The organism is Ruegeria sp. YTSC004 (genome assembly GCF_059609805.1).
Genome location: NZ_JBXWMJ010000001.1, coordinates 600,089 through 612,371, shown reverse-complemented (window position 1 = coordinate 612,371; position 12,283 = coordinate 600,089). Strand labels below are relative to the sequence as shown.

10 protein-coding genes are annotated in these 12,283 nt (G+C 56.7%); 7 read left to right on the top strand and 3 right to left on the bottom strand.

What is annotated here, in order from left to right:
* Positions 1–9: 9 nt before the first annotated feature.
* The 4 genes from AC2FFP_RS03000 to AC2FFP_RS02985 all read left to right on the top strand — a co-directional run bounded on the left by AC2FFP_RS03000 (position 10) and on the right by AC2FFP_RS02985 (position 4,687).
* Complete coding sequence (locus AC2FFP_RS03000) at positions 10–960, top strand: ABC transporter substrate-binding protein (RefSeq protein WP_058279528.1); 951 nt, start codon at positions 10–12, stop codon at positions 958–960.
* 78 nt (positions 961–1,038) lie between these two features.
* Complete coding sequence (locus AC2FFP_RS02995) at positions 1,039–2,076, top strand: quaternary amine ABC transporter ATP-binding protein (RefSeq protein ID WP_058275713.1); 1,038 nt, start codon at positions 1,039–1,041, stop codon at positions 2,074–2,076.
* On the top strand, positions 2,069–3,658 hold the full coding sequence (locus AC2FFP_RS02990) for an ABC transporter permease (protein WP_058275411.1): 1,590 nt from the start codon (positions 2,069–2,071) through the stop codon (positions 3,656–3,658). The genes AC2FFP_RS02995 and AC2FFP_RS02990 overlap by 8 nt, the downstream gene beginning before the upstream one ends.
* Before the next feature lie 54 nt (positions 3,659–3,712).
* Positions 3,713–4,687 (top strand): arginase family protein, encoded by a 975-nt coding sequence (locus AC2FFP_RS02985; RefSeq protein WP_496768754.1) that lies wholly within the window; start codon positions 3,713–3,715, stop codon positions 4,685–4,687.
* Here AC2FFP_RS02985 and AC2FFP_RS02980 read toward each other — a convergent pair.
* Both AC2FFP_RS02980 and AC2FFP_RS02975 read right to left on the bottom strand, forming a co-directional pair.
* Positions 4,684–5,652 carry an agmatinase gene (locus AC2FFP_RS02980; RefSeq protein WP_496768752.1) on the bottom strand — a complete coding sequence of 323 codons (969 nt, stop codon included), beginning with the start codon at positions 5,650–5,652 and terminating at the stop codon, positions 4,684–4,686. The genes AC2FFP_RS02985 and AC2FFP_RS02980 overlap by 4 nt on opposite strands.
* Before the next feature lie 71 nt (positions 5,653–5,723).
* The gene (locus AC2FFP_RS02975; RefSeq protein ID WP_496768749.1) at positions 5,724–7,244 is read right to left on the bottom strand and encodes a trimethylamine methyltransferase family protein; all 1,521 of its coding nucleotides are present in this window, start codon (positions 7,242–7,244) and stop codon (positions 5,724–5,726) included.
* 185 nt (positions 7,245–7,429) lie between these two features.
* Between AC2FFP_RS02975 and AC2FFP_RS02970 the strand changes: the two genes are divergently transcribed.
* Together AC2FFP_RS02970 and AC2FFP_RS02965 are read left to right on the top strand one after the other, a co-directional pair.
* Positions 7,430–9,865: a GcvT family protein gene (locus AC2FFP_RS02970; RefSeq protein WP_496880691.1), complete on the top strand. Its 2,436-nt coding sequence runs from the start codon at positions 7,430–7,432 to the stop codon at positions 9,863–9,865.
* A 77-nt stretch (positions 9,866–9,942) separates the two neighbouring features.
* Entirely contained in the window at positions 9,943–10,914 is a 972-nt protein-coding gene (locus tag AC2FFP_RS02965; protein ID WP_496707022.1) for a LysR family transcriptional regulator, read from the top strand.
* Here AC2FFP_RS02965 and AC2FFP_RS02960 read toward each other — a convergent pair.
* Positions 10,911–11,936, bottom strand: a complete 1,026-nt coding sequence (locus AC2FFP_RS02960) for a LacI family DNA-binding transcriptional regulator (RefSeq protein ID WP_496843717.1) — start codon at positions 11,934–11,936, stop codon at positions 10,911–10,913. The genes AC2FFP_RS02965 and AC2FFP_RS02960 overlap by 4 nt on opposite strands.
* Positions 11,937–12,075: 139 nt before the next feature.
* On the opposite strand from AC2FFP_RS02960, the gene AC2FFP_RS02955 reads away from it, so the two are divergent.
* Complete coding sequence (locus AC2FFP_RS02955; RefSeq protein WP_113789729.1) at positions 12,076–12,261, top strand: hypothetical protein; 186 nt, start codon at positions 12,076–12,078, stop codon at positions 12,259–12,261.
* Positions 12,262–12,283: the final 22 nt, after the last annotated feature.

The following is a 12,283-nucleotide window of genomic DNA, read 5'->3' as shown; positions in this document are numbered from 1 at the left end:
GAGACACAAATGAAAAAATTAGCCACGTTACTGGGAGGCGCATCCGCTGTGATCGCTGGACCCGCCCTTGCTGCTGATATCGTGATCGGCGTGCCGAACTGGCCTTCGGTAAATGCGACGGCACATATTTTGAAAGTTGCGATCGAACAGAACCTCGGTCTTGAGGTTGAACTTCAGAATGGCACCAACCCGATTGTGTTCGAGGCGATGGACTCCGGTGCCATGCACGTACATCCTGAAGTTTGGATGCCCAACCAGCAAAACCTGCATGATACCTACGTAAAAGATAAGGGAACGGTTACGTTCAACGCAAACGGAGTTGAAGCCTTCCAAGGTATGTGCGTCGACAAGGCAACAGCAGAAGCACATGGCATTACGTCCATTGAAGACCTGACAAACCCCGACAATGCTGCGCTGTTTGACAGCAACGGTGATGGCCAGGGCGAACTTTGGATCGGCGCGCCAGGATGGGCGTCGACCAACGTCGAAAAAATTCGGGCCAAATCCTATGGTTATGACCAGGTTTTTGAACTGACAGAAATTGACGAGACAGTGGCTTACGCGAATCTCGACAATGCTATCAAGGCAGGCGAGCCGTGGGTTGGGTTCTGCTACACGCCGCACTACGTGTTCGCCCTGCATGACATGCAGATTCTGGAAGAACCGGCTTACGACGCGGCCAAGTGGAACGTGCTGCAGCCCACAGATGATCCGGATTGGCTGGAAAAATCCGAGGCCGGTGTTGCCTGGGATCTTGCCTACCTGCATTTGCACTTCGCAAAGTCGCTTGAGGAAGAATACCCGGAAGTGGCGACCATGCTGTCCAACATGAAACTGGATACGGACACGGTTTCGGCGATGACCTTTGCGTTGGTGATCGAAGGCCAAGAGCCTTTGGCTTATGCCGAGGAGTGGGTCGGTGCGAACGAAGATGCCGTTCTGGGTTGGATGTCAAATTGATTGACGCCCACCGGAATTGAAACTCTGGCAGGCCGTCGGGATAGACCCGGCGGCCTGTTTTGCACCAAAGGGACAAAAATGACCGAAACAGTCGTTAAACTGACGGATGTCTGGAAAATCTTTGGCGCAAAAGCCGAAGAAGCCATGGAAGCCGTTCGGAATGAAGGCATCGGAAAGCCTGAAGTTCTGGAAAGATTCAATTGTGTCGTTGGCGTGCAGGGCGCGTCTTTCGAAGTACCCAGGGGCGAGATTTTCTGCATCATGGGCTTGTCAGGCTCTGGCAAATCTACGCTGGTACGACACGTTAACCGCCTGATCGAACCGACCGCCGGGAAGATCGAAATTCTGGGGCAGGATGTCTCCAAGATTTCCGAGGCCGAGCTGCGTCGCATTCGGGCCATGCAAATTGGGATGGTGTTTCAACACATGGCACTGATGCCACACCGATCGGTTCGCGATAACGTCGCCTACCCGCTGGAAATCCGCAAAGTCTCGAAATCGAAACGCTGGGCGGTTTCGGATCACGCATTAGGCTTGGTAGACCTGACAGGCTACGAAGACCGCCTGCCCAAAGAATTGTCGGGCGGCATGCAGCAACGTGTTGGGATTGCCCGCGCGCTGGCCTCGGACCCCGAGATCCTGCTGATGGATGAGCCGTTTTCAGCCCTTGATCCGCTGATCCGCCTGCAATTGCAGGACCAGTTCAAAGCACTGGTGGCGCAATTGAAAAAGACGACGCTGTTCATCACGCACGATCTGGACGAGGCCATTCGCATAGGCCATCGCATCGCCATCATGAAAGACGGTGTCATTGTGCAGATAGGTACGCCGGAAGACATCGTCATGAACCCGGCAGACGATTACGTGCGAGAGTTCGTGCAGGGCATTTCCAAGCTGAAACTGGTCAAGGCGCATTCGATCATGGAGCCGATCGAAAGTTACTCTGGCCCAACCGATGGCGCACCACGCGCGGATGAAGGGGCGGATTTGGACCAGTTGATCGACCTTGCCGTCAATACGGACCTTCCGGTCATCATTACCGATGCTGGCGCTGATGTAGGCGTGGTCACTAAACCGCGTTTGCTGCGCGGAATTCAGGGGGGTAAAAATGACTGATGCAACCACGGAAGTAAAAGTCACGGCCGCCTCGGATATCGAAGTCGACCGCGAGGCGCTGGACCGCTCGATCCACGAATTTACCGGGCCAAACGGCGACTACTACGTCAACGCGTTTCACAAAATCCATGACGCGACCAGCGGTATTCCCAATACCTTCAACATCTGGGCGGCTGTTTTGGGACCATTCTGGTCTGCGTCCCGCGCGATCTGGGGGATGTTCTGGACTTTCCTGATCCTGGAAATCATCGCCTGGGTTCAGATCGGCCGCGGTGCCTGGGGCAACCCCGGCGCTGATCTGGCCGAACGGGCTGAACGTCAGCAGACCCGCGCGAACGAGCTGTTGGAACGTGCGACTGCGGCCACCGAAAAGGCCGACATTGACCGGTTCAACAAGTTGGCAGCGAATATCCAGAAGGCCGCAGATGCCAGTTTTGAGAAAGCGGCGTCCGCCCAGTCTGAGGCGTTTGGCATCATGGTTACAGGCCTGTTGATGTTGTTGGTTTTCAAGCTTGCGCAAGGTTTTTATGCGGACCGCGTGTACGAAAAGCAGTACTCGAATTGGCGGACAGATCCTGCCAGCACCGAAAGCGGCCGCTCGACCCGCAACACTGTTCTGGGTGCTGTTTTGGTGGCCGCAATTGGCCCACTGATCGTGTACAAATTCACCGTCAACGCCTCACTCCCATTGTTGGATGCATTCCCCGAGCAGGAAGTCTCCGCGATGATATTGGGCGAAGGCAACGGAACGTTGTTCTCAAACCTGGCAAGCTGGATGGAGGCGCAAATAGATGCAGCCGCCGCAGCCGGCGGGGATGTATTCGATGGTATCGTTGCGGGTGTGCGATCTGTTCTGGATGCGTTGACGGTGGCATTGATCGGTTCCCCGTGGCCGGTTGTGATGTTGGTGATCTGTGTGACCGCGTGGCGCGCGGCAGGGCCAAGGGTGGCAATCTTCACCGCGTCTTCGTTGGCCTATATCGCGCTTCTGGGGTATTGGGATGTGGCGATGGAAACCGTGGCATTGGTGGGCGCGGCGGTGCTGTTATGCGTGGTTTTTGGCATTCCGCTGGGCATCTGGTTCGGCAAATCCAAGCGCGCCTACCGGGCGGCCGAGCCGGTGTTGGATCTGATGCAGACATTGCCGGCGTTTGTCTACTTGATCCCAATCATCGCTTTCTTTGGCACAGGCAACCCGCCGGGCATTCTGGCGACGATCATCTTTGGCATGCCGCCGGTCATTCGCTTGACCGCGCTGGGGATGCGCGGGGTTCCGGAAAGCATCAAGGAGGCTGCGGTGGCCTTTGGCGCATCGAAATGGCAGTTGCTCAAGGATGTTGAGATCCCGCTTGCCCTGCCGTCGATCATGACCGGCGTGAACCAGACCATTCTGATGTGCTTGTCGATGGTGGTGATTATCTCGCTGATCGGCGGTGGAGGTCTGGGCAAGGAAATCCTTGAGGCGCTGCAATACGCTGCCAAAGGTCCGGGTCTGCTGGGTGGGTTCGCCATCCTGTTTCTAGCCATGGTCATGGACCGTATCGTGCAAGGCGCCTTCCGCCGAGAAGACGAGAAACTCTGAACGCAAACGCCCCCGGTTCACATCGGGGGTGTTTTTCTTTCACCGGAGACGCAGATGACCGACCGTTACGAACAGTCTATGATGGACAATCTATATTGGTGGGGGATACCGACCCTATTTCGGTGCCCCAATCAAGGTCCCGAAGGGCAGGACATCGCTTTGGTCGGAGTGCCGCATTCGGCAGGCAACGGCACAACCGAGCGGGATCAGCATCTGGGCCCGCGTGCTTTGCGGCATGTCTCGGCGGTACAGCGGCGGGTACATTCGGTGTTTGAAATTGATCCGTGGAACTGTGCGAAGATTGCAGATGTGGGCGACGTTCCATTTCCGCGGGCAAATGACAACGAAGACTGCATCGAACGGATTACGGCTTTTTACAAAGACATCGATGCAGCCGGTGCGCGCCCGGTGTCGATTGGCGGCGACCACTCCATCACTGGCGGGATCGTGCAAGCGCTGGGTCGCGGTAAACTGGCTGGTGGAGAGCCTGTCAGCTTTCTGCATTTGGACGCGCATACTGACGTCTTCACCAAGGTCGATCATTTCCTGGGGGCGAAGAAATCAGCGGCCCATTGGGGCGCGTATCTGGCGGATCAGGGGCAGGTCGACCCCACGCGATCCATGCAAATCGGACTTAGGGGCCATCCACGAAGCTTGGACTGGCTGCAGCCGTCCTACGACTATGGCTACAACATCGTCACCATGCGTGAATTTCGCCAGCGCGGGCTGGCGGATGTCGTGGCTCAGACCAAAGAAATTCTGGGCGACCGCCCGGTCTATATCACGTTCGATCTGGATTGCCTTGATCCCACTGTCGCGCCTGCCGTGTCCAATCTGGAACCGGGCGAGAAGGGTTTCGATATTGACGAGGCTGTCGGCATTCTGCGTGCCGCGCGCGGGTTGAACATTGTGGGCGGGGACGTCGTTTGCATGATGCCAACCAAGGACAGCCCGAACAACATCACCGCGCTAACGGCAGCTGCGGTGATGTTCGAAATGATCTCGATGATCGCCGAAAACGCCAGCTAGCGCCGTGCGTCCACAGCCTGCGCCAAAACGCAGAGCAGTTCGAACATCAGCGAAATGCCCAGCCACGCGGTGCCTCCATTCGGATCGAATGGGGGCGATACTTCGACCAGATCAGCGCCAATCAGGTTCACACCAGACATCCGGCGGATGACCTGCTGCGCCTGAAAACTGTTTGGTCCCCCGATCTCGGGCGTTCCGGTGCCAGGGGCGTAGGTTGGGTCAACAAAATCAATGTCATAGGTGCAATAGGTTGGTGCTTGCCCAACGATACCGCGCACCTCGGCCATCACGTCGTCGATGCCCCGATCGAACAGTTCCTCGATACGGATGATGCGGATACCCTGGGCCTCACCCCACTCGATGTCCTCGGTGTTGTACGCAGTGCCCCGGATGCCAACCTGAACAAAGCGTTTGGGGTCGACCAGTCCTTCTTCTACCGCGCGGCGAAACGGAGTGCCGTGGGTGAACTTATGGCCCCCAAAATAGCTGTCGAACAGGTCTGTGTGACTATCGAACTGGATCAGGCCGACGGGGCCTGCGGCGGCAAGCGCACGCAAAACGGGCAGGGTGGTCAGGTGGTCCCCGCCAGCGGTGAGCGGAACAATGCCTTTTGCCTGTAGGTTTGAGTAGAAATCCGTAACCCGGTTCAGAGTATCTTCGATATCAACCGGATTGGGCGCAACGTCGCCAAGATCGGCGCAATTGACCATTGAGAACGGCGCGACGCCTGTGACTGGGTTCATCGCGCGGATCATCGTGGAATAGTCCCGCAATTGTCGCGGACCATGCCGCGCGCCGGGGCGATTGGTGGTGCCGCCGTCCCATGGGATGCCGATGAGGCCGACCTGAACATCCAAAATCCGTTCGTGATCCAGGTCCAGGCTGGGCAAACGCATGAACGAGGGGATGCCGGCAAACCGGGCCAGCTCCATCGCCGATACCGGCTGAAAAAATGAATCGGTCATGGCCTTATCCTTCACGCAATTCCCATTGGACCCTAGCGGCCCAATGAAGTGTTGGGAATGCTCTGTGGTTTTTATATCAGAATGCGGAAACGTTTCCGGATTTCGGCATCCTGTTCGGCGCTCAAATATTCTGGGTGGTGGCTGGCCAGAACTTCTTTGGCGTGATGTCGGGCAGATGACCATGCGTCTTTCGCACCATCGTTTTGCCACGTGCGGGGCTCCTGTCGATCGGCGAGTTCAGGGTAAAAGTAATCCCGCTCCATGGCTGCGTAGGTCTGTTCACTTCCCAAAAAATGCCCGTCACCCAGAATAGAATGGCAGATGGCGTCAAAACCCAGGTTTTCCTCGCTCACCTCAATCCCGCGCAGCGCCCGATAAGTGTGTGAGTGCATTTCGTTGTCCAACACAAACCCCTCGAAGCTTGCGCCTAATAAGGATGCGGTCATGCCCGAGCTCTCATAGATCAAGTTGCCCCCGGCCAAGGCCGCAGCAAGCGACGTCATGCCTTTTTCAACGCCGTATTGCGCGTCGATGGCCTTTGCGTCAGTCATCGATGCGGCTATGCCCGAGGGCAGACCTAACCAGTTCGTGAGCTGCGCCGAGGCCGCGTTCAAAACGGCCGTCTCTCCGCTGCCGCCGGCGAAGGAACCGGTTCTCAGGTCCACGATGAAGGGCCAGTTGGAAAATACCATCGGAAATCCGGGTCTGATAGCGTAGACCATGACAAGGCTGGCCAATGTCTCGGCCAGCGATTGCGCCAAAAACCCGGCCAAAGTCGCCGGGGCCGTGGCACCGGCCTGCGCGGCCGTGATGCACGACATGGGAATGCTGTGGGCGACGCATTCATAGACGACATCAACCGCATCCTCCCCATACCGCAGTGGCGAAATCACTGGGCTGATATGAGCTTTCAGAAAGGGGCGTTTGGCGAATTCACCCGGCCCTCCGGCGACGATATCCAGCAACTCGACAATGGGGCCGACATGTTCGGCCAGAGTAAACGATGTTGCCACTGGTTTGGTCGTATTGCGCACCAGCGCATAGGCGGTGTTGACGTCCAGATCGAATACATCAGGTACATCTGTGGCCACGCAGCATCGGGTGAACCAGCTGACATTGGCCAGCGTGTCCTGCAATCGGGTGAAGTCGTGCAAATCCGCCAAGGTAGAGGGGCGATAAAGGCCGCTATCGATGTCCAGCGTTTGAACGGCGGCGCCACCCGTGCCGAAATACACGCGGTCGCCGCCAACCTCGATCGAGCGGTTTTCGTCCCGGCCATGAAACACGAAACTCTTGGGGGCTGTATCGATTGCGCGCTGAACCATTTCACGCGGGAACAGCACCCGGTCTTGCTGACCCGCCTGCGCACCTGCGGCTTTGAGGTCTGCCGCTAATCTGTCTGGCACGTTTCCCATGCCCAAACGTTCCAACAGCTGCAGTGCTGTATCGAATATCTGTTCGATCTCGCGTTGGCTCAGAGGTTTATAAGCGCCGCCCTTCTGGCCGGGTGGGCAGGGGTCTACGACCGGTTTGGCTGCTCGCTGGGCATGCCGCGCATTTCGGCCGCTGCGTTTAGAACCCTCTGATGACATCCGGTCCAATTCCTTTTTTTCACTTTCCTGCACCGTAATGGGCGGAACATCCCGGCATCAAAGGCGAATTGCCTTTTTCAGAATCCGAAATCGCAGTTTCGATTTTCCTGCACCCGCATTTGCGCAGTTGTCGCCCCAGCCTTTTCTTCCGCAAGACTTGGACGAAATCTTACGGAGCAAAGCCAATGAAGTCGCGTACCAAAGTCGTTGTGATCGGCGGCGGCATCGCCGGATGCTCGACCCTTTATCATTTGACGCAAGAGGGGTGGACCGATGTGGTGCTGGTCGAACGGAACGAATTGACCTCGGGCACGACGTGGCATTCGGCCGCGCAAGTGACGAACTTTGGCATGAACCAGACGATGGTGGGCCTGAAAACGCACTCGATCCAATTGTACAAGGAGTTAGCCGACGATCCGGATTATCCGATCAACTACCACTACGGGGATGGCGGAATACGCCTGGCCAATACCGAGGGCCAGATGCAGGGCTATCGCCACTTTGCATCCATGGCACGGGGTATGGATGTGCATTTCGAGGTGATTGACGCGGACGAATGTGCCCGCCGCCACCCTTTGATTTCGACCGACAACCTGATTGGCGGGCTGTGGGACCCGCTGGACGGGGATATTGATCCTGCTCAGTTGTGTCAGGCCTTGGCGCGCCGGGCACGCAAGGCAGGCGCAGAAGTTTATCGAAATACGCCGGTGACGGGTCTGGTGCAGCACGCCGACGACACCTGGACTGTGCAGACAGAGCACGGCGACATCGATTGCGACATCGTGGTCAACGCCTGCGGATATCGCGTCAACGAAGTCGGTGCCATGATGGGCGTTCATCATCCTGTTTCGTCGATGGAGCACCAGTACTTCCTGACCGAAGAGATACAGGCGATCCGCGACGCGGGGCATCGGATGCCTCTGCTGCGTTGTCCGATCAGTGACTATTATTGCCGGCAAGAAAAGAACGGCCTGTTGCTCGGGTTTTACGAACAGGACTGCAAGACCTGGGGTATGGACGGGATTGATCCGAACTTTGTGAATGCCCTTTGCCCCGATGATTTGGACCGCGTGACGGACGTGTTGGAAGGTGCATTCGCGCGGATGCCCGCGCTGATGGAGGTTGGTATTCACACGGTGGTCAATGGGCCGATTACTTACACGATCGACGGGGCTCCGCTAGTGGGACCGATCCCTGGCAAACGCAACGCGTTTTGTATCATCGGTCTGCGCGCTGGGCTGGGCGAAGGGGGTGGGCATGGGTGGCTGCTGGCCCAACAGATTGTGCACGGCGAGGCGTGTTACGATACGTGGTGCCTCGATCCCCGGCGGTTCACGGGTCATGCAAACGTCGAATTGACCGCGCTTAAGGCTATCGAGGACTATCAGAACGAATTTCGGTTCCACTTTCCGCATGAACATCGCCCTGCAGGGCGTCCGGCCAAAACCACACCTCTGACGCCGGTGCTGGCGGCGGAGGGGGCCGAGTTCACAGTGGTCAACGGGTGGGAGAGGGTGGATTACATCAAACCTTCGCCGGAATTCACGCCGACGCATAGTTTCGGTTTTGACGAAACATTTGACGTGATCGCCACTGAGGTTCGGAATGTGCAATCGGGTGTTGGACTGGCCGAGGTGAACGGGTTCAATCGGATCGAAATCACTGGAAATGACCGGCATGCTTTTCTGGACCGGATGTTCTGCGGGCTTGTGACCCGGCGCGAGGGGCGTGTTGGGCTAGGGTACCTGCTGAACCATCATGGTATGATCAAAGCCGAGGCTACGATCGCCAATCTACCGGCCAGCGATAGGGGGGAGGCGCGCGTCTGGTATGGCTCAGCCGCAGCAAGCGAATTTCATGACATGGATTGGCTACGCCAGCACATGCGACGCGATGAAGACGTTCATCTGCGCAGTTTGACAAATGACCAAACCATATTGGTGCTCGCTGGCCCAAAGGCGCGAGACGTCTTGTCGGTCTGCGCCCGAGGGGATTGGTCAGCTGAGGCTTTCCCGTGGCTCAATGTGCGCGAGTGCTTCGTTGGCATCGCTCCGGCTACGGTCATGAACCTCAGCTTTTCGGGTGAATTGGCCTATGAAATCCACGTACCCAACGCCTCGCTTTACGCGGCCTATTTGGCGTTACGGCAAGCAGGTGAGGCACACGGGTTGAAGGTGTTCGGGGCACGGGCTGTTGAATCGATGCGGATGGAGAAGAGCTTTCTTCATTGGAAAGCAGACCTGATCACCGAGTTCGATCCCTATGAAACAGGATTGGACAGGTTCGTCCGATTGAATAAGGGAGATTTTGTCGGGCGGAACGCTTTGTTAAATCGACAATCAGAGGGGCTTCGTAAGAAGCTTGTCGTGCTCCAGGTTTCCTCGACCTTCGGTCCTGCACATCCTGGAGCGTCAATGATGCAGGGGGATAAGGTGGTTGGAACCGTCACATCGGGTGATTGGGGACATCGCACCGGGTTGAATCTAGCGCATGCATTTGTCGATCCCGCCTACGCGGATATCGGATGTGAAATGGATCTGGACAGTTGCGGTCAGGGTGCGCGCGCAACGGTCATTCCGTCGTGCCCATATGACCCGGGCTTTGACCGGATGAAGGCGTAACTGGAACTTTGGCATTGCCGCAAGAGTAAATCTTTGCTTGGCTAGTTTCGAGCAAATCGAAACAATGATTGGCACCCATGTCCAAATCGCTGAGCCTGAGATGGTTGGAAATCTTCCAATTGATCGCCAAATCCGGATCGATCCAACAGGTCGCGTCCGAAACGGGTTTGTCGATCAGCACGGTCTCGAACCACCTGCGCAGCTTGGAAAACACGCTTGGTATCGAGCTGGTCGATCATGGGCGCAGACCCATGGGCCTGACGCCCGCGGGCGAAGTCTTTGCGCGATATGTCCGCGACGGTTTGACTGTTCTGAAACGCGGCGAGGCCGAAATCCGAACGGGCAATTGGCAACATGCGACCGACCTGCGATTGGCGCTTATTGACGATTTCGACAACCAGATCGCGCCTGATATGGTCCGGTTTCTGGCGCAGGCATTGCCGCGTTGCAATTTTCGTCACTATACGCGTCCCAGCCACGAAATCCTCTCCAAGCTACAGGAACACAAACTGGATGTGGGCGTTGCCACTCGACCGCCTGGGCGAACCGAAGGATTGATTGAGTACCCGTTGATGCGGGACCCGTTTCTTGTCGTGCTGCCCAACAGTTTTGAAGGGTCGCCAGAAGAGCTGTTTCACCCGGACGCGGACTTACCCCTATTACGGTATTCGCGGGACTATGTGATCGGGAAGCAGATCGAGATTCAATTGGCACGCAGCAAGTTTAGCCTACCGAACAGGTTCGAACTGGAATGCAACCAGTCGATCATCGGTTTGGTGGCCCAGGGTAGCGGTTGGGCGATCACGACGGCCGCCTGTTTTCATCGGACCCAGCGGTTCCATAACAGTGTCAAAGCCATGCCGTTTCCCGGTAGAAACTTCGTGCGAACCGTGTCGCTGTTCACGACCGAAGTGTATCCCGTGACGACCTCGGAACTGATCCAGAAAGTTATGGTGAAACTGATCCGGCAACATTTCACTCGCCCAATGTGCGCCAAGCATCCTTGGCTAAAAAACGACTTCCGCACGATGGAGGGGGAGGCGGCTTAGCCCGGCGCAGGCTTACCAAGCGACGGTCGATTTACAATTCTCGTCGCCAGTTGTTCGCCAGTCCCGGCGGTTTGGTTCTCGACCATCTCCACCAGTTGCAGGGCCGCTTTGCGCCCCATTTCACGATGTGGCACATGCACGGTCGTCAGGGCCGGGGAAACAATTCTGGCCAGTTCGATATCGTCAAAACCCGTGATCGATACATCGCCAGGTACGTCCAACCCCATCTCTTGGGCCTGTCGCAAGGCACCTGCGGCCAACACATCGTTTCCACACAAGATTGCAGTCGGCGGCGGGTCAGCGTTCATCAGGTCGCGGAAGGCTTTGGCACCGTTTTCGATCTCATAGGATGTTTCGACAAGAGTCAGATTGTTGGCCGCGAGCCCGCTATCAGATATCGCATCCCGGATGCCCTGAACCCTGAGCCGGGCGCGATCATTCCCGTCTACGAGACCCGAGATCACGCCGATCTGTGTATGCCCCAATTCAATAACATGGCTGGCGAGGTTGAACATTGCCGCGCGATTGTCAAATCCGACGGAAGGCAACTTGGAGTCCGGCAAATAGGACCATGCGACCAATGCCGGAATTTTCCGCTGGCTCAGAAAGTCGTAGATCTTGGGATCGCGGTCATGTCCGATCAGCAGCAGCCCGTCGGCCCCACGTGCAATCAGCGTCCTGATTTGCTCTTCTTCGATTTCAGGTTTGTAAGCTGAACTTGAGACCAGCAGCGTATACCCGCGCTGGTGCAGCTCTTCCTGAAAGGCCTGAAGGCCACGCGCGAAGATCGCGTTTTCCATGGTCGGTATGATCGCCCCGATGGTGAACGACCGCTTGGCGGCCATGACGCGCGCCGCAAAGTTTGGAGTGTACCCTAACGTTTCAACTGCAGACAGGACGCGTTTACGGGTCGCTTCGACAACTCGGTTCGGGCTGTTGAGGCAACGCGACACTGTAGCCGTCGAAACGTCAGCCATTTTTGCCACATCATCCAGTGTCGGCGCCGACCGAGGTTTCTCCATTTCCAAACTCACAATTTGCTTTTGCCAATAACTCTAAACTCAACTGACGCCAGAGGGAAGTGGATATGTAAGCGCTTGCATTTTGCATGTAAGCGCTTACAAAGGGCATTGGGCCGAATCTGAAAAGGGAGTCCAAGAGATGTTTCTTGCTGCGTCCGCACTCGTGTTTGCCATCTATTTTGCGAACGTGGCGCTGGGGGCTTTTGCAAACAGCGCCTTTCTTGGTGACGTCGGAGAGATGTTGGTTCTGTTCGCGGCATCGATCCTGTTCGTTGTCGCAATTCTAAAAAGGGAAGCTGTCCGCGATGCAAAAAAGGGTGGCTGAATTTTTTGCTTGGGAGGGCACT

Coding starts and splice junctions, on each gene's coding strand:
- AC2FFP_RS02980 (WP_496768752.1), bottom strand. CDS start 5,652: ATGACCGATTCATTTTTTCAGCCGGTATCGGCGATGGAGCTGGCCCGG.
- AC2FFP_RS02965 (WP_496707022.1), top strand. CDS start 9,943: ATGTCCAAATCGCTGAGCCTGAGATGGTTGGAAATCTTCCAATTGATC.
- AC2FFP_RS02955 (WP_113789729.1), top strand. CDS start 12,076: ATGTTTCTTGCTGCGTCCGCACTCGTGTTTGCCATCTATTTTGCGAAC.
- AC2FFP_RS02970 (WP_496880691.1), top strand. CDS start 7,430: ATGAAGTCGCGTACCAAAGTCGTTGTGATCGGCGGCGGCATCGCCGGA.
- AC2FFP_RS02995 (WP_058275713.1), top strand. CDS start 1,039: ATGACCGAAACAGTCGTTAAACTGACGGATGTCTGGAAAATCTTTGGC.
- AC2FFP_RS02985 (WP_496768754.1), top strand. CDS start 3,713: ATGACCGACCGTTACGAACAGTCTATGATGGACAATCTATATTGGTGG.
- AC2FFP_RS02975 (WP_496768749.1), bottom strand. CDS start 7,244: ATGTCATCAGAGGGTTCTAAACGCAGCGGCCGAAATGCGCGGCATGCC.
- AC2FFP_RS02960 (WP_496843717.1), bottom strand. CDS start 11,936: ATGGAGAAACCTCGGTCGGCGCCGACACTGGATGATGTGGCAAAAATG.
- AC2FFP_RS03000 (WP_058279528.1), top strand. CDS start 10: ATGAAAAAATTAGCCACGTTACTGGGAGGCGCATCCGCTGTGATCGCT.
- AC2FFP_RS02990 (WP_058275411.1), top strand. CDS start 2,069: ATGACTGATGCAACCACGGAAGTAAAAGTCACGGCCGCCTCGGATATC.